Here is a 17,992-nt window from a genome sequence, read left to right on the forward strand (position 1 = left end):
CAAAAAAATAATGTTGGAAGTGACACCGTAGTGGTGTCACCCCAACATTTATTATAGAGCCACAAAAAACCACCCATCAAAGATGAGTGGTTTCAATTGCATATATGACGATTAGAATGTATAACCTACACCAGCATGTAAGCCTTTGGAAGTCTTGTCATTATCGTTTACGCTATATTTGTCATAACCATAATAAACATTCAAATCAATGTTAGGTTTAACTTCATATTGAGCACCTACTTGATAGGATTGTTTAATATCGTTGCCCCAACCAGCTTTAGCAAAGCCGTTAACTTTGTCAGTCAAAGGCACGTGACCAATTACACCAGCTTGAACACCTAACTCAGTGTCATGTGTACGGATAGCTGTACCAGCACCGTAAATATTTACATTTGGATGTACTTTGTAAACATAAGCCAATTGGTGATCTTTAATATCGCCATTTTTAGCATTTACTTTGTTATAAGAGTATTGAAGAGCAGATTTATTGCTTAAATCATGTTCTAAAGATACACCAAAGCCATCATTGTTAGTGCCACCGCTATTAGATACGCGTTGATTGAACGCATAATCAGCTTGAATTTTTGTGGAATTATCACTGATTTTAGTTACAGGCACGGATGCAGCGAATGCACTGCCAGTAATCACTGTTGCAGCTAAAGATAATAATACTAATTTTTTCATTTGTACCTCCTATACACACATAGATATGTGTCTTAATAAGTTACTTTTATTCTAATATTGTATAAGTATATATATTAAATATTAGCGTTTCATGAATACAGGGATATCAGGGATGCTGCTTGTAGGAGCAGATGTGTTTGTTGCTGGACGTGCAGCAGTTGTTGTTTTACCGAATTCTGGAACATTCTTAGTACTGGAGTTAAAACCAGTTGCAACAACTGTAACTTGAACGCTATCGCCTAAGCTTTCATCAATAACAGAACCGAAGATGATATTTGCATCAGGATCTGCTGCATCAGAAATAATTTCAGCTGCTTCGTTAATTTCGAACAAGCTCAAGTTTGCACTACCGGAAATATTAAGCAAGATGCCTTTAGCACCATCGATGGAAGTTTCCAACAATGGGCTGTTGATAGCCATCTTAGCAGCGTCTGCAGCGCGGTTTTCACCAGTAGCTAAACCAATACCCATCAAAGCTTCGCCTTGTTCAGTCATGATAGTCTTAACGTCTGCAAAGTCAAGGTTGATTAAACCAGGAATTTGGATCAAATCGGAAATGCCTTTGATACCTTGGCGAAGAACATCATCAGCTTTACCAAATGCATCAGACAAGGAGCATTTTTTATCTACAACTTGTAACAATTTGTCATTAGGAATAACGATAATTGTATCAACTTTTTGAGTCAAGAATTCAATGCCTTTTTCTGCTGCAGCACGACGACGTTTACCTTCAAATGCAAAAGGTTTTGTTACAACGCCTACAGTCAATGCGCCTACTTCTTTAGCGCATTCAGCAACTACAGGAGCAGCACCAGTACCTGTACCACCACCCATACCAGCAGTTACGAATACCATATCAGCACCTTCAAGAGCTTTGATGATATCTTCGCGACTTTCTTGAGCAGCTGCTTCACCGATTTGTGGATTAGCACCAGCACCAAGACCTTTAGTAACTTTTTCACCGATTTGAATAGTTACATCAGCCTTGGACAATTCAAGTACTTGGCTTTCAGTGTTAACGGATAAGAATTGAACCCCATTTAGTTCACTTTCAACCATGCGGTTAACAGCGTTATTACCGCCACCACCGACACCGATAACTTTAATATTTGCAAAATCAGACATCGAACTTCCTCCTCTTATCGTTATCTATTTCTGTCAATATAAATACGAATACATCTATTTATATACTGAGTTAATTATAACAATTACATTTATTTTACACTAAAATTTAAAAACTTTCCACTACAACTATAATCGAATCTTGATAATTAGAAACGTTTAGTCATAATGTTCTTTCGAATAGCAGCTAAATTAATAAAAACCCGTAACCCAAAACCAATCAAGGCAACGTAGTATAAATTAATCCCAATTAAGTCGCCAATATATACTAATACAACAGCAAGTATTACATTGGAGAAGAATCCACTGATAAAATTACTTAAATCAAATAGTCTCTCTAATGCGGCACGACTGCCACCAAATACCGCATCTAATGCAGCTAGCACAGCTACAGAAGTATAATTAGCATAGCTTGCTGGAATATGTAATGGTGTAAACCATCCTACAACAACACCTACTATGAGTCCAATGATAGCAAAGATATAAATATTCATTCTTTACCTCCTAACTCATTTGATTGTAAATGCTCTTCTCTATAAGAACCGGTAAATGCCGGAATGGCAATGGATGGCTCCTCTTTTATGGTCACCTTAATGCCCCAATGTTTTAAAGAGTCTACAATACCTCCACGCATAGTGAGGGCTGAATTCAATGTTTTAGGATCCCCTATGGCCTTAACTGTAAATGGAGCGCCATACACCTTACCATTCACGGTAATCGTAGGACCTGAACAACGGATTTCAGATGTACCAATCAAACGTTGATCATTGATTGCCAATGCTTCAGCACCACCAGCTCGTAATTCATTGACGATACGTAAAATATCTTCATCATGAATTACATATAGGTTAGGATTTTCGCCCCCTTGAATTGGTTTAGCACTATCTTCTATCAGAACGGTTACACCAGGTCCTTTGACATTAGTCAATGCGGCTTTGCGAAGTAATGTTTCATCTGCACTGGAACCAGAACCACTGGCTTTTAATTGCTCAATTTGCTTTAGTAAAGCATCCTTTTCATGTTCTGCATCTTTTAACTGAGCCACCAAATCACCAGTTCGTTGTAGCCGTATATTCTCTTGAATATTATCTTGTGTCATCTTGTACTGAGTAATGACCATGAATCCCAATACAAAGCTGACAAGACCAATAGCCCATCGTTCGTGTTTCACAACATCATCCACCCTTTTTATGCTTATAATTAATCTTGTTTTGATTTTGATACATTAGCACTTTGTTTTGATGTATCTTTTTTCTCAGATTGGCTAGTGTCTGACTTAGATTTATTAGATTTTGGTTGCACCGTTACCTTATCGGTTTTAATGAAAGGAGATGACGGATTAACATCTATATATTGAACATTACCTTGACTCTTAGGTAAATCTTTTAGCATAGACGCTGTTAAATCGGCTTTGCTTTTCAAATCTTCGCCATCGCCTAGTCGAATCTGTATACCTGATACGGTATACGCCATCATATTATTAGGATCACCAATATTAATTTCTGCAATTTGCTTAAATGTATCATCATCTAAGGCACGCAGATAATCAAGAGCCTGTACAATCGGCTTATCGGTAACCATATCACCTAGCAGTATATTACCACCCTTAACACCAGAAATCATAGGCACCGTCGTGTCTTCAATGACACTATCAGATGCAATCACTTGCCCATTCTTATCCAAGGTTAAATACCCAAATTGAGCTGGTATCACAGCAATAGCCTTACGCTCGACTACACGAACCACCATTGTTAACGGCAATTCGTAACCAATTTGAGCGTCTTCAATACGAAGATCCTTTGATAATCGGTGTCGCAAGTTTTCTCTATTGATACGAAGTACATTGACTGGTTCCCCAATATCACCAGCAACCTCTACATCCTGTACAGTAACCTTATCAGATCCAATAACTTTAATAGAACCAAGCGGAATAGGTAGATTAAATAAGCCTAACAACACTATGGCTACAACACCACCTATTTTTAGAAATTTCTTTCTAACCTCCGCTTTCTCTTGTTTACGTTTACGAGCTAATTCACGCTCACTGTTATGTATTGAATCTCCATCATCCTTGTGGATTGGCTCAGTCTCAGGATGAAGAAAGTCGGGTCTATGATGCTCCGTATCTATCTGATTTGAGTTGGGTGGATGTTGCTTAAAATCATCCATAACTACTCTCCTTACATACTACAGCATTTAAAACTTCCCATAACCTGCTGTTAATAAGATTTTTTCACATAATTCAGGAAAATCTATGCCCACCTCTTTAGCAGCCTTTGGCACCAAAGAAGTAGCCGTCATACCTGGAATAGTATTGTATTCCAATACATACATATTATCTTTATCGTCAGTCATGACATCAACGCGAATTGCCCCACTCGCTTGTACTTCACGATATACAAGTTCACCAATAGCTTGCATCTCTTTTGTCATATCTGCATTGATTGGAGCCGGTACTAAATAATCAGTAGCACCTGCTGTATATTTACTAGCGTAATCATATTCACCAGAATGAGGTCTAATTTCAATGATAGCCAATGCCTTACCATCTAATACAGAAACGGTAAATTCACGACCATTTAAATATTGTTCCACCACAAGAATTGGGTCATATGTAAGCGCCTCTGTAACAGCTTTAGCCAATTGATCTTCTTCTTTTACAATGGTAACGCCAATACTTGAACCTTGTGTTGCTGGTTTCAATACAACCGGCAAGGAGAATTTAGATTCAATATCTTTAATGATATCTTCTTTCGACTGTAGATTGCCATTGTAGGAAATAGATTCCGCCGTAGGAATGTGAGCGCCTTTGAATACATCTTTACTTACTTTTTTATTCATTCCTACAGAATGTGCCATGATACCGGATCCAGTATATGGAATTTCAGCCATCTCTAATGCACCTTGCAAGGCACCATCTTCACCATAACGTCCGTGAATCGCATTAAATACAACATCGCCCTTAAGGTTTTCAATGTCTTGTAATACAGTACGAGGATTTAGTTCTAATGTGGAAACGTGATACCCCTTGCTAATCAAAGCCTCTGCGATGGCTGCGCCAGTTCTACGAGATACTTCAGCCTCAGCAGATGGACCACCCATTAATACGATGATATGTTTATCTTTCATTGTAAACCTTCTTCCAATAACGCTAATAACTTTGGACCATATTGATTAATCGAACCTGCCCCCATAGTAATAACCAAATCATTTGGTCGTACCACCTTCGCAAGGACTGCTGGCAAATCATTTACATCTTCCACATAATTTACATGTTGATGCGTTATTTCACTAATAATATTCGGAATTGTATGACCATCAATGCCGCTAATTGGATCTTCTCCAGAGCTGTATATATCTGTCATATAAATTTCGTCTGCACTGGTGAAAGCCGTAGCAAACTCGTCTTTCAATAAGGATGTACGAGAATAGCGATGAGGTTGGAACACACAGATAACACGGTGTTTTTCTAATTCCTTAGCGGCTTTTAAAGTTGCTTTGATTTCTGTTGGATGATGAGCATAATCATCGACTACCCATACACCAGCTACGTGGCCCTTTGTTTCAAAACGACGTTTAGCGCCGATAAATTTACCTAATGCTTTCACAATGGATGGAACCGGAACGTGACAACATTCGTGGGCCACAATAAAAGATGCTAAAGAATTTAGCACATTATGATTACCTGGCACACGTAAGGACACTCTGCTCAATGTTTCACCTTTACGAACTACATCGTAAACTAAAGAACTATCTTCGTAGTGAATATTTTTTGCTACATAATCATTAGACTCTTCTAAACCATATGTGATAAATTGACGTTCCACTTTGCTCATAACATAACGAATGTTATCATTGTCGCCGCAAACAACTGCTTTACCATCAACAGGTAATGTTTCAACGAATTGACAGAATGCATTCAATAGATTTTCCATCGTCTTATAATGATCCATATGATCATCTTCGATATTCGTAATAACAATCGTCTTAGGTCTTAATTTTAAGAATGAACCATCACTTTCATCGGCTTCAACAACAGAGTATTCACCCTTACCTAAACAACTACTCCCCTTGAGGTAATCAACTTCGCCACCGATAATAACAGTTGGTTCCATTTGTCCTTCTACGAGAATTTGACCAATCATTGATGTAGTAGATGTTTTACCATGAGCACCGGCTACGGCAATACCATTCGTAACATCCAATACGGCTTTTACAATGTCAGAACGATGTAAAATAGTGATACCTTGTTCCTTTGCTGCTACGATTTCCGGATTATCTTCACGAATAGCTGTGGAACGAACTACAGCATCTACACCTTGTACATAATCAGCATTATGACCGATATGAACGGTAGCCCCCATTTGTCTAAAACGTTCAATTACATCAGATTCTTTAACATCAGAACCAGATACTTCATATCCTTTTTGAATTAAAATATTCGCAATAGCGCGCATACCAGATCCACCTATACCGATGAGATGAATCTTATGGATACCTTCTAACATAATTACTCTCCTTAACTATTTCGCAATAGATAACGCTAATTCAGCAATATCATGAGCTGCATTCGGTTTCCCTAAACGCAACGCACTGGCCCCCATTTGAGCCAATAATTCACGATTTGCCATAAACATTTCGATTTCACCAATTAAATCATGGCTCGTCAAAACCTTATCTACAATCATATGCGCAGCCCCTTCTTGTACAAAAATGCGCGCATTATACGTTTGATGATCTTCTGCAGCATAAGGATATGGCACCAATATAGATGGAATACCACGTACTGCCAATTCAGCCAGTCCGATAGCACCAGATCTAAATACAGCCAAATCCGTAGCGGCTAGCGCCTTTGGCATATCATGTAAATATGGCAAAATCAACGATGATTCTCCCAAACCAGTACCATCGTCAATACCTAGTTGCTCTAATACAGTGTTATATTCCCCATTCCCTGTAATGTGTACCAACTTAATGCCCGGTTTACCTTGAAAATGTTTATGTACATCTATCATGGCCGTATTAATCGTACGTGCCCCACGAGAACCACCAGCGATGAGGACTGTAAAAATATCATCAGACAGCCCAAAAAATTGGCGGCCTTCTGCACGAGAATCTACAAGTACATCAGGGCGTACTGGATTACCCGTATATACGACACGTTTCGCCTTACCAAACGATTTGGCTGCTTCATTATAACCAACGGCGACTATATCAACAAAACGGCTCAAGATTTTATTCGTAATACCAGCAATAACATTTTGCTCTTGAATTAATGTAGGAATATTGCGTAATGCTGCAGCCATTAAAATAGGACCACATACATAACCACCTGTGCCAATAACAACATCTGGTTTAAATTCTGAAATAATTAAATTGGCCTTTATAAGAGAAAATGCCGTTTTCCCCATTGTTACCAATGTACCTAATGAAAGTTTTCGTTGCAGACCTTGTACAGGTAATGTAACAAAATCAATGTTCTCCTTCGGTACCAAATCAGCTTCTAAACCATGTTCTGTTCCCACATAGAGGACCTTAGCATCAGGTTGCTGTTTCATGATTTCCTTATATATCGTAATAGCCGGGTAAATATGACCACCCGTACCACCGCCAGAAATGATGATTCGTTTCACGCCCTTAGCCCCTTTCCTCTAATTCTCTAACACAGTTTTTAAAATCTTCGCCCCGTTCTTCAAAGCAACTATACCAATCAAAGCTAGAACATGCTGGTGAAAGCAATACAATATCTCCAGCTTTTGCTAATTGATACCCCAATGCAACAGCCTCTTTCATAGACTGTGCACGATGAATATGTTGAACGCCCATTTTTACGGCAACGGATTCAAATCGATCTGCTGCTTCCCCCATAAAAATGACCTCTTTAGTATGTGCTTTCACAATATTCATAAAGTCTTCTAAAGGCGTCATCTTATCATGACCACCAGCCAATAAAATGACTGGTTTATCAAAGGCATCTAAAGCTTTTACTACAGAGTCTGTATTAGTAGCCTTAGAATCATTATAAAATGTAACATCATGGAATGTTGTAACCCGTTCCAATCTGTGTTCTACACCATGAAACTGTTCAATGGTACGTTTAATATGCTCTACCTTTACACCTAAAGCATATGTTAAGGCAATTACAGCCAATATGTTTTCAATATTGTGAGAGCCCTTAATGTGGATATGTTCTGTATCAATAACCGGAGTAGCTTTACCATCTAATACGGCATAGCATGTATTCCCTTCAAAATACGCACCGCTATCAACCTTATGATGTTGGCTAATGCTGAGAACCTTACTATGTGCATCTTTTTTCATAGCCCGAACAATAGGATCATCATCATTGAGGACAACAAAATTCTCAAGATTTTGATTCATAAAAATACGAGCCTTCGCAGCTGCATAGTTTTCCATCGTCTTATGACGTGCTAAATGATCAGGCGTTACATTTAATACAATAGCGCCTAATGGGCAAAAGGATTTAATCGTTTCTAATTGATAACTAGAGAGTTCAGCTACTAGATAGCCACCTTCTGGCATATGATACGCGGCTTCACTTAGGGAGTCACCAATATTTCCGCCCACTTTAACAGGAAGGCCAGTAGATTCCATAACTTGCGTTAATAGGGTGGTTGTGGTGGTCTTACCATTTGTGCCAGTAACACCTAAAATAGGAGATTTGCAAACATCATAAGCAAGCTCTACTTCGCTTACTACATCAATCTTACGATACAAAGCCTCTTGTACGATTGGAATGGATAAAGCAATGCCCGGAGAAATGATGATACGATCTACACCATCAAGCAAGTTATTATCTTGTCGCCCCGTAATGATAGTTACACCAGCGTCTTCCAGTCGTTTACGCGTAGATGGTTCAAACTCTACTGGTTTATAATCATTTAAAACTACATTTGCATGTAACTGTGCCAATACCCATGCGGCACCAATTCCACTGGAACCAGCACCAAGAACAAGAATATTTTTCTCTCCATAATCCATTTGTATCACCTAAATCACTAAGCACGAAAAATTTTTATCTCATCTTATAAGAATACCATTAAATGCCGTTCAAGTTAAGCATTTTCACGTACTTAACTATCAATTTGCAAAGATACGTTTCTTATATCAAATTGTTACAGTTGCAAGTATAACCCCTAAAATGGCTAGAACAGCACCACCGAACCAGAAGCGATTAACTACAGTTTGTTCAGACCAACCGGATAACTCAAAATGATGATGAATTGGACTCATCTTAAATACGCGCACGCCTCGTGTTTTAAAGGAAATGACTTGAATGATAACAGACAAGGCTTCCATTACGAAAATACCGCCAATCACTACGAGTAATAATTCTGTTTTAGTTAAAATAGCCATGCCTGCAAAGGCGCCGCCAAGAGCCAAGGAGCCTGTATCGCCCATAAACACCTTAGCTGGATTAATATTAAATACCAAAAAGCCTAGACATACGGCGGTTACAATGGACCCAAAAAAGGCTACGCTTTCAGCAGCCACAGAACTTTCAGTGGAGTATATCATCAAACCGATTACAGAAAACGCAATCGCTGCTACAGCGGATGTACCGGATGCTAAACCATCGAGACCATCTGTAAGATTAACCGCATTAGTAGCGCCTACAATGATCAAGAAAGCTAAAATATAATAGGCAAAGCCCAATTGGATATGTGCATCTACAACAGGAATCCATAATGTTGTAGGAATGACCATAATTTCAGTAATAAAATAACAGAATATAGCCGCTAAAATAAATTGACCTAACAACTTTTGTTTTGCAGTTAAGCCAAGATTACGTTTTTTAACAGCTTTTACAAAGTCATCAAAGAATCCGAGTAAACAATGACCAAGTGTAAGGAATAACAACATACCTGTAGCCACATTCCATGGTGCAAAAATAGCCACACCAATTGTAAGAGCTACCATCATAAATGCACCACCCATAGTCGGTGTGCCAGCCTTAGCTTGATGGCTTTCAGGACCTTCCTCACGTATACTTTGTTGAGCATGCAATGATTTAAGCATAGGAATACCAATTTTGCCCAATACTAATGTAATTATAAATGTCACTACAAATGCTAATAGAATGTGGTAAATCATATTACTCCCCTATTCTCTAATAACGGCTAATACGGCTAGAAGAATCTAGCCGTTATAACCTCTATTCACGTTCTTTTAATTCCTCTACAACACGTTCCATTCGAAGACCTCTGGAACCTTTTACCAAAATAACATCGCCTTTTTCACGAATATCATTGTAGGCATTTGCCATTTCGAGATGACTATTACAACGATGTACCTCTAAACCTGCTAATTTCGCTTCTTTAGCAATGAAATTTGCTGCCTCACCAAAGGTAAATACAACGCTATATCCTTCTTCGGCCAATAATCTGCCAACTTGTCGATGGCCTTCCTCCGTAAAATCACCTAGTTCAAGCATATCACCGAGCATAGCAATTTTACGTTTACCTTCTAATTGACCCAATGCTTTGATGGACTCACTCATAGAAGAAGGATTGGCATTATACGCATCATTGAGAATAACAATGTCTTCGAATGCTACAATTTCTTGACGCATAGGTGTGCCTGTAAAATCACTAAGACCTTTTTTAATCTTACTAGATTTAACGCCTAACACACGACCTGCAGCAATAGCAGCTAACGCATCATACACATTATGCTCACCAATCATAGGCAAAAATACGTCAAATACTTCGTCATAACATTTGCAGGTAAACTTAATGCCATCCTTTTTATAGCGTAAATGACTGCCAATTACCGTAGCATTGCTATGAATACCGTAAGTAACAGTTTTTCCTTCTGCAATGGAACTCATGGCCTTTACGAAATGATCATCTTCATTTAGAATGGCCACACTATCGGGGCATAAACATCTAATCAATTCACCCTTTGCCTCAGCAATGGCTTCTTGAGAGCCCAACAATTCAATATGACTAGTTCCTACATTTGTAATGATGCCAATTGTCGGTTCTGCAATAAGGGCTAATTCTTCAATTTGACCTAATCCACGCATCCCCATTTCTACAACACAGGCTTCGTGTTCTGGTGAAAGTTGCAACAATGTTTTTGGTAAACCAATTTCATTATTAAAATTCTTTTCTGTTTTTAATACATTAAACTCAGTACTAAGAACAGCAGCTACCATTTCTTTTGTCGTCGTCTTACCTGATGAGCCAGTAATGGCTACTACAGGAATTTGAAAGCGTCGTCTGTGAAAGTTCGCTAAGTCCTGGTATGCTTTTAGCGTGTTTTCCACTTCAACACAAATAATACCGTCTACACTGCGTCCCTTTTCAACGATTGCTGCTGTTGCCCCTTTTTCAATGGCCGTATTAATAAAATCATGACCATCAAATGTATCGCCTCGCAAGGCTACAAATACATATCCCGCCTCAATCGTACGCGTATCTGTAGATATATCTTTAAATTGTAAACTTACATCGCCCTTACATGTGCCACTAGTAGCATCAATTATTTCTTGTAATGTAAATTCTGCCATATTAGATCTCCTTAAGAGCTTTTCGAGCCTCTTCTCGGTCATCAAAATGAATTGTTTCATTTTTTAATATTTGATAATTTTCATGACCCTTACCAGCGATAATAACGATATCACCTGCTTTTGCATCATGAATTGCATGATTAATTGCTTCTCTACGATCGACAATTACCTCATAAGAAGTACCGTCGCGAAGTGCTTCTTTTACCCCCACTTCAACATCCTTAACAATTTGTACAAGATCTTCGGTACGCGGATTATCAGATGTTACATAAATCTTATCACCGTACTCTGCTGCAATACGGCCCATAATTGGACGTTTTGTAGCATCGCGGTCGCCACCGCAGCCAAATACGATGATGATACGATTTTCTTTAATTGCCTTTGCAGTTTCTAAAATATTTTGCAACCCATCCGGTGTATGAGCATAATCGACAACAACAGCAAAATCTTGCCCTTCTTCGATTAATTCAAAACGTCCAGGAACGGAGCTAAAGGTTTTTAACGCCGTATCAATGGCCACCATAGAGATGCCTTCTTGTAAACAAGCTCCAATAGCAGCCAATGTATTATACACATTAAATAGTCCTGTTGTATTCATCGATACAGGGTAGCTTTCACCCTTATAATTCACAGTATACTGGCTATTCTTAGTAGACATATGAACATCTGATGCATTCAATGTGCCCTTGCCTAATGTACTATACGTAATCGTTGGGGCCGTAGTTTTTTCCATAACGCGATGACCATAGGAATCATCGATATTAATAACAGCACCTTTATTATCTTTTTCTTGATTAGCTGCACTAACTTGTTCAAACAATTTACATTTAGCAGCCAAGTAATTTTCAAATGTTTTGTGGAAATCCAAGTGATCTTGCGTCAAATTCGTAAATACGGCCGTATCAAATTCAACCCCGCTAACACGGCCGAGTGCCAATGCATGAGAAGATACTTCCATTACACAGTATTCCACATTTTCTTGAACCATTTGATGCAAAATATGCTGTAAATCAACAACATCTGGTGTCGTATTATGAATTGGATAACTCGTATCACCAATCATAATATGGACAGTACCAATAACCCCCACCTTGTGACCTTGAGCCTTAAGGATATGACGAATCATATGGGTCGTAGTCGTCTTACCATTTGTGCCTGTAACACCGACCATACGCATGCGATTAGCTGGGTAATCAAAGAAGTATGGAACACACGCCATCATAGCTTGACGTGTATCAGAAACGGTGATAACACACACATCATTAGGTACAGTAACCGGTTTTGATACGATAACGGCAACAGCACCAGCAGCAACCGCTTTATCGATGTAATTGTGACCATCAACTGTAGCCCCATCAAGAGCGATGAACAAGCTATTTGGTTTTACTGCTCTGGAATCAGCTGTTATATCTTGAATAGATACATTTTGATCACCTTGTACTTGTTGTACATCTAACGTACTTATAATATCTTTTAAGGTTTTCATACTACATTCTCCTCTATATACGCAAATTAAAGCAGCCCATAAGAGCTGCTTTTGCCTGCTAATCTATAATTTGCTGTTTCGTTTGTACATTGCGTTCTGAAGTCGTACTTTTAGTGCTATACACAAAGGAATCAGGCAAAACCATCCCTAATTGTTCTTCCGCAATTTTTTGAATGCGTACTGGAGATTTTAAGGATGCCACCTCTACATCAAGGGTATCATTATCCTTTGCTAATTGTACTACAGTTTGTTGTGTTTTAACTACTTCATAACCTAATTTTGTAGTATATGCGTTCATAGCCATCATGATCATCAAAAAACCAACAAGGATTGCTATACCTTGAATGATTTGTCTCATCAATGGACTAATATCAAAAATAACACTAGCTTTCGCTTTTCTCGCTTGTACACCTAGCAACACATCACGTTTAACGTGGCCCACAACAGCCTTTCTCGCTAACATTAAAATAACCCCTTCCAATACTACAATTTAATCCCTACTCTAAGTTTTGCACTTCTAGAACGAGGATTCATTTCTACTTCCCCTGCACTAGGCTCAATGGCCTTATTTTTAGCCTTAAGAACAGCCTTATGATGACATACACACACTGGTAATTCTGGCGGACAAATACAAGCTGTACTTAGCTCTTTAAATGTTTGTTTTGTGATGCGATCCTCTAAGGAATGGAATGTAATAACACCAATTCTCCCCTTTGGCTTCAACATACTCACAGCATCTACAAAACTATCATGCAAAATAGCAAGTTCTCGATTCACTTCAATGCGTATCGCTTGAAATGTACGTTTTGCAGGATGTGGACCATCCTGTCTTGCTTTTGCTGGTATAGCTTTTTTTATAATTGACACCAGTTCGCCAGTAGTGGTAATTCTCTTTTCATTACGGGCTGCCACGATAAATTCAACAATACGTTTAGCCCAGCGTTCTTCACCGTAATCACGGATAATCTGTAATAATTTATCAGATTCATATTCATTCACGACGATTTCCGCAGTAATAGGTGCCTCTTTATCCATACGCATATCAAGAGGTCCATCATTCATATACGAAAAACCGCGTTCCGGTGTATCCAGCTGATAACTAGAAACTCCTAAATCGAATATAAATCCATCAACTTCATAAATACCTTGCTCTTCTAAAGCATGTTTTAAATCTGAAAAATTTGTAGGTATCGTCATAACTTGACAAGTTAAATCAGACAAGCGTTGTCTCGCTACCGCTAAGGCATCTTCATCTTGATCTAAACCGATAATCATGCCTTGTGAACTCAATCGTTCACCTACGGCATGAGCGTGACCAGCGCCACCTAAGGTACAGTCAACATAGATACCATCAGGATTGGTAACAACAGAATCCACCGTTTCATTCAACAGCACACTGACATGATTAAATTCCACGATAGCCTCCTACAACACAATGCCTTCTAATCCTTCAGCCAAGGACTCTACGCTGTCAGCCACTTCCGCATCATATGCATCAAAGCGTTCGCGGCTCCAAATTTCAACCTTATCACCAGTACCAATAATAACCGCATCCTTTTGTAGCTCAGCATGCTCACGAAGGGCGCTTGGCACCAAGATTCGACCTTGTTTATCAAATTCAAGTTCTGCGGCACTACCAAAGTAAAACCGTTTGATAGCACGTGCATTTGCTTTATTAGATGGTAATGATTGTAATGTTTTTGAAAGTTGCTCCCAACTTTCGGCAGTATATATAGCGATGCAGTTATCGAGGCCTTTTGAAAGTACACAGTGATCACCTAGTTGTTCACGTATTTTGGCAGGTATAATCAACCGTCCTTTTGCATCTATAGTGTGATTATATTCACCCATGAACATCTAACATCACCGCCTTACAATCCTCATTCACCACTATATGGTAAATTTTACCACAATCCCCCACTCGTTACAATAAATAAAACATAAAAATTGGTAAAATTATGAATTTTTCTTCATCTTCAAATCAAAAGAAAACCGCGTAGCACGAGTGTACTACGCGGTTATACATACCTTAGATAGACAGGTATTCAGTGCCTACCTTTTGGGAGGTATCTTATTTAGTTGTCTTTTTAGCTACTTGAGGATTAGCAGCTAATACTTTTTCAAGCACTTCTTTAATTTCTTTATTTTGTGCTTCTAAGCTAGCAACCTTATCTTCTAGAACTTTTACAGTTGCAGGAGATGCTGGTTTGGAAGGTGCTGTAGGAGCGGAGCCAATACCGATAGTTACACCAGCATTTGCCATTACACCATTATCACCATCATAAGCAGCACCAGCGTGGAATAACAAATCAGGATTTGCATAATGAGCAACACCTAATGCAGTTGCGGTTTTACCTTTGTATGTACCAACAGCTGCCATGATTTGAGCTTTTTGGCCTTCATGGTATTCAATAGGTTTCAATGCTGCCAATGCTGCTGCAGATGCACCTACTGTTTTAACTTCACGTTCTACACTGCTAATGCGACGAGAGTTATCTTGAATTTGTGCTGTATGTTGTTCAATAGTTTCATGATCTTGCATTGTTAAGGCACTTGCACGCAAGCTGTAATTTGCAGCTTCAGCTAATGTACTAATATCTGCAGTATTCTTGTTAACTTGTAAGCCCATTACATTGATACGTTCATTGTTTTCCAATGCAATCGCACCTACTGCCTTAGTTAATTTAATATTGTCATTAACTTGATTTGTTACAGTAGCAATACTTTGTGTATTTGTATTAACTTGGCTAGATACTTCTGTTACACGGTTATTAACAGCGTTAATATTAGAAGCATTAGCTTTCACAGATTCAGTAATACCAACAATAGCATTTGCATTAGTGGTTACACGACTATCAATATTTTTAATATTTTCTGTATTTACGCTAATATTCTTAGCATTTACATTGATATTATTGATATTCGTAGTAACTTGATTGGATACTTTAGTAATGTTAGTAGTATTTGCTGTTACTTGATTATTTACTTTTGTAATATTGTTTGTATTTTCAATAACGGATGCATTGATAGTCGCAATATTATTAGTATTTTTATTAACTTGAGCAGATACACTATTTATTGCTGCAGTATGTTCATCAACCTTGTTGATTACTTTTTGAACAGTAACGTTAGTATTTTGAATTGCTTCTGCATTTTGCTTGATAGCAGCTTTGTTAATATTGATATTTTCAGTATTGTGTTTGATTCTATCAGTATTAACTTCTACTTGGCTTTGAACATTTTTAATGCGTTCTTCGTTAGCATTAGCTTTGATTGTATTCGCATTAACTTGTTCTTTTACCTTAGATACATCAGCACTTACATTTTGCAAGTCTTTAATTGCTTGTGTATTTTTGCCAACTTGATCTTTCAAGCCAGATACATCTGTTTGAATACCGTTGATAATCTTAATATTGTTTTCAACCTTAGCATTCACATTTGTTACATCAGATTTAATGCTAGTTACATCAGATTTGATGCTAGTCACATCATTCTTAATATTTGTAACTTGATTATTGATAGTCTTCACATCATTCTTGATGTTTTCAACATTGTTGTTCACAATATTAATCTTCGCATCAATCTTCGCATTGATGTTAGTAATATCATTCTTCACGATAGTTACATCAGCTTTGATATTGTTAACATTCTTTTCAACGTTTACTACATTAGCTTTAATATTGTTAATGTTAGAAGTGTTGTTTTGAATATTTACAGTATTAGCATTGATTACACTATTTTGAGCTTTAATGTTGTTTGTAATATTTTCAACTTTCTTTTCAACATTAACGATTGTAGTGTTGCCTTTACCTACTTGACCTTTCAAGGATTCAATAGCTTTCGCATTAGAATCAACTTTACCATTCAAGTTACCAATAGCTGCTGCATTTGCATCGATACGAGTGGAGTTAGCATTTACCTTAGCAGAAACATCTGCGATGTTTGCTGTGTTACCTGCTACTTGTTTAGTTACACTAGCAATAGCTGTTGTATTATTAGTTACATCAGTGCGAATTGCTTTAATATCTGCTGTATTCACATCAACTTTACTATTAATATTAGCTACATTATTTTGAATAGCTGTAATAGATTTGCTATTGTTTTCAATAGCTGTTGCATTCGCATCAACTTTTACATTTACATTGTTGATCTTACTATCAATCTTCGTATTGTTTTCAACAATCTTTGCATCGATATTTTTATCAACTTTGTTAATAATAGTTGTGTTGTTGTTATTAATTGCAGTTTCAATATTCTTATTGATTACTGTGTTGTTATTAGAAATTGCGGTGTTGATATCGTTTCTAATCACTGTATTATTGGCTTCAATCTTAGTATTGATTGTATTTTCTACATTTGTGATTGTTGTACCAATTTTACCATTCAATTTCTTGATAGCATCTTCATTAGCAGAGATACGTTCAGAATGATGAATAATGTTGCCATCAATGTAATCAAGACGTTGATCATGACGATCTACGCGAGCTTTAAGACCTGCTACATCACCTTTAACGCCATCAATCTTAACATTTACATCACCAATCTTCGTATTAATTGTGTTGTTAATTTGTTTGTTGTTTTCATTGATTTTTACATCAATATTTTTATCAACCTTGTTAAGAATTGTAGTGTTATTTTCAGTAATCTTGTTATCGATAGACTTATTAATAACTACATTATTTTCATTAATTTTGTTAGTAATAGTGTTTTCGATATTTGTGATTTGAGTACCAATATGGCCTTTTAATTCATCAATAGCTTTAGTATTGGATTTCACACCATCTTCTACAACACTGATACGTGTAGAATGATCTGCGATGTTATCTTGTAAGTAATCCAAACGTTGATCATGACGGTCTACACGTTTAGTAAGACCTGCTACATCACCTTTAACACCATCAACTTTTACATTTATATTGTTAATAGCTGTTGTATTCTTTGCAATATTAGTTGCATTAGCATCAACTTTTACATTTGTTGCATCAATACGTTTGCTATTATCTACGATAGCTTGTGCATTAACAGCGATGTTCTTAGTATTGTTTGCAATGTTAGTAGTGTTATTTTCTACCTTAACATTTGTTTCGTTGATGCGTTTACTATTATCTACGATAGATTGTGCATTAACAGCGATGTTCTTAGTATTGTTCGCAATGTTAGTAGTA

General features: G+C 37.5%; 16 protein-coding genes. All 16 read right to left on the reverse strand.

Going from position 1 to position 17,992, the window contains the following annotated elements; translation table 11 throughout:
• Positions 1–111: 111 nt before the first annotated feature.
• A complete protein-coding gene (locus tag HMPREF1504_RS01570; RefSeq protein ID WP_005376108.1) occupies positions 112–684 on the reverse strand; it encodes an outer membrane beta-barrel protein in 573 nt (190 codons plus the stop codon).
• Between the two features lie 81 nt (positions 685–765).
• Complete coding sequence (gene ftsZ / locus HMPREF1504_RS01575; RefSeq protein ID WP_005376299.1) at positions 766–1,809, reverse strand: cell division protein FtsZ; 1,044 nt, start codon at positions 1,807–1,809, stop codon at positions 766–768.
• A 146-nt stretch (positions 1,810–1,955) separates the two neighbouring features.
• Positions 1,956–2,300 carry a small basic family protein gene (locus tag HMPREF1504_RS01580; protein WP_005376145.1) on the reverse strand — a complete coding sequence of 115 codons (345 nt, stop codon included), beginning with the start codon at positions 2,298–2,300 and terminating at the stop codon, positions 1,956–1,958.
• Positions 2,297–2,977 carry a DUF881 domain-containing protein gene (locus HMPREF1504_RS01585; RefSeq protein ID WP_005379199.1) on the reverse strand — a complete coding sequence of 227 codons (681 nt, stop codon included), beginning with the start codon at positions 2,975–2,977 and terminating at the stop codon, positions 2,297–2,299. Before HMPREF1504_RS01585 ends, HMPREF1504_RS01580 begins: the two co-directional genes overlap by 4 nt.
• Before the next feature lie 29 nt (positions 2,978–3,006).
• Positions 3,007–3,975, reverse strand: coding sequence for a cell division protein FtsQ/DivIB (locus HMPREF1504_RS01590; RefSeq protein ID WP_009661136.1), 969 nt, complete (start codon positions 3,973–3,975; stop codon positions 3,007–3,009).
• A gap of 27 nt (positions 3,976–4,002) precedes the next feature.
• Complete coding sequence (locus tag HMPREF1504_RS01595) at positions 4,003–4,935, reverse strand: D-alanine--D-alanine ligase (protein ID WP_038122862.1); 933 nt, start codon at positions 4,933–4,935, stop codon at positions 4,003–4,005.
• On the reverse strand, positions 4,932–6,314 hold the full coding sequence (gene murC, locus HMPREF1504_RS01600; protein WP_038122863.1) for a UDP-N-acetylmuramate--L-alanine ligase: 1,383 nt from the start codon (positions 6,312–6,314) through the stop codon (positions 4,932–4,934). The genes HMPREF1504_RS01595 and murC overlap by 4 nt, the downstream gene beginning before the upstream one ends.
• A 15-nt stretch (positions 6,315–6,329) precedes the next feature.
• Positions 6,330–7,439, reverse strand: coding sequence for an undecaprenyldiphospho-muramoylpentapeptide beta-N-acetylglucosaminyltransferase (murG, locus tag HMPREF1504_RS01605; RefSeq protein ID WP_038122864.1), 1,110 nt, complete (start codon positions 7,437–7,439; stop codon positions 6,330–6,332).
• Between the two features lie 4 nt (positions 7,440–7,443).
• Positions 7,444–8,808 (reverse strand): UDP-N-acetylmuramoyl-L-alanine--D-glutamate ligase, encoded by a 1,365-nt coding sequence (gene murD, locus HMPREF1504_RS01610; RefSeq protein WP_038122866.1) that lies wholly within the window; start codon positions 8,806–8,808, stop codon positions 7,444–7,446.
• A 126-nt stretch (positions 8,809–8,934) separates the two neighbouring features.
• The gene (gene mraY, locus HMPREF1504_RS01615) at positions 8,935–9,921 is read right to left on the reverse strand and encodes a phospho-N-acetylmuramoyl-pentapeptide-transferase (RefSeq protein ID WP_005376223.1); all 987 of its coding nucleotides are present in this window, start codon (positions 9,919–9,921) and stop codon (positions 8,935–8,937) included.
• 61 nt (positions 9,922–9,982) lie between these two features.
• Entirely contained in the window at positions 9,983–11,341 is a 1,359-nt protein-coding gene (murF, locus tag HMPREF1504_RS01620) for a UDP-N-acetylmuramoyl-tripeptide--D-alanyl-D-alanine ligase (protein ID WP_038122869.1), read from the reverse strand.
• A gap of 1 nt (position 11,342) precedes the next feature.
• Positions 11,343–12,827, reverse strand: coding sequence for a UDP-N-acetylmuramoyl-L-alanyl-D-glutamate--2,6-diaminopimelate ligase (locus tag HMPREF1504_RS01625; RefSeq protein WP_038122871.1), 1,485 nt, complete (start codon positions 12,825–12,827; stop codon positions 11,343–11,345).
• 58 nt (positions 12,828–12,885) lie between these two features.
• Positions 12,886–13,290 carry a cell division protein FtsL gene (gene ftsL, locus HMPREF1504_RS01630; RefSeq protein WP_038122873.1) on the reverse strand — a complete coding sequence of 135 codons (405 nt, stop codon included), beginning with the start codon at positions 13,288–13,290 and terminating at the stop codon, positions 12,886–12,888.
• A gap of 20 nt (positions 13,291–13,310) precedes the next feature.
• Positions 13,311–14,243, reverse strand: a complete 933-nt coding sequence (rsmH, locus tag HMPREF1504_RS01635) for a 16S rRNA (cytosine(1402)-N(4))-methyltransferase RsmH (protein ID WP_005376203.1) — start codon at positions 14,241–14,243, stop codon at positions 13,311–13,313.
• Positions 14,244–14,252: 9 nt separating this feature from the next.
• On the reverse strand, positions 14,253–14,684 hold the full coding sequence (gene mraZ / locus HMPREF1504_RS01640; protein WP_005376259.1) for a division/cell wall cluster transcriptional repressor MraZ: 432 nt from the start codon (positions 14,682–14,684) through the stop codon (positions 14,253–14,255).
• 214 nt (positions 14,685–14,898) lie between these two features.
• A partial coding sequence (locus HMPREF1504_RS01645) for a YadA-like family protein (RefSeq protein WP_038122876.1) occupies positions 14,899–17,992 on the reverse strand: 3,094 nt, incomplete at its 5' end.

It is taken from the genome of Veillonella sp. ICM51a (assembly GCF_000524355.1).
Taxonomy (GTDB): Bacteria; Bacillota; Negativicutes; order Veillonellales; family Veillonellaceae; genus Veillonella; species Veillonella atypica.

What these genes read in the sequence shown, in the direction of transcription:
- ftsZ (WP_005376299.1), bottom strand. Translation starts at nt 1,809, where the DNA reads ATGTCTGATTTTGCAAATATTAAAGTTATCGGTGTCGGTGGTGGCGGT.
- HMPREF1504_RS01625 (WP_038122871.1), bottom strand. Translation starts at nt 12,827, where the DNA reads ATGAAAACCTTAAAAGATATTATAAGTACGTTAGATGTACAACAAGTA.
- HMPREF1504_RS01580 (WP_005376145.1), bottom strand. Translation starts at nt 2,300, where the DNA reads ATGAATATTTATATCTTTGCTATCATTGGACTCATAGTAGGTGTTGTT.
- mraY (WP_005376223.1), bottom strand. Translation starts at nt 9,921, where the DNA reads ATGATTTACCACATTCTATTAGCATTTGTAGTGACATTTATAATTACA.
- murD (WP_038122866.1), bottom strand. Translation starts at nt 8,808, where the DNA reads ATGGATTATGGAGAGAAAAATATTCTTGTTCTTGGTGCTGGTTCCAGT.
- ftsL (WP_038122873.1), bottom strand. Translation starts at nt 13,290, where the DNA reads ATGTTAGCGAGAAAGGCTGTTGTGGGCCACGTTAAACGTGATGTGTTG.
- HMPREF1504_RS01590 (WP_009661136.1), bottom strand. Translation starts at nt 3,975, where the DNA reads ATGGATGATTTTAAGCAACATCCACCCAACTCAAATCAGATAGATACG.
- murC (WP_038122863.1), bottom strand. Translation starts at nt 6,314, where the DNA reads ATGTTAGAAGGTATCCATAAGATTCATCTCATCGGTATAGGTGGATCT.
- HMPREF1504_RS01570 (WP_005376108.1), bottom strand. Translation starts at nt 684, where the DNA reads ATGAAAAAATTAGTATTATTATCTTTAGCTGCAACAGTGATTACTGGC.
- mraZ (WP_005376259.1), bottom strand. Translation starts at nt 14,684, where the DNA reads ATGTTCATGGGTGAATATAATCACACTATAGATGCAAAAGGACGGTTG.
- murF (WP_038122869.1), bottom strand. Translation starts at nt 11,341, where the DNA reads ATGGCAGAATTTACATTACAAGAAATAATTGATGCTACTAGTGGCACA.
- HMPREF1504_RS01595 (WP_038122862.1), bottom strand. Translation starts at nt 4,935, where the DNA reads ATGAAAGATAAACATATCATCGTATTAATGGGTGGTCCATCTGCTGAG.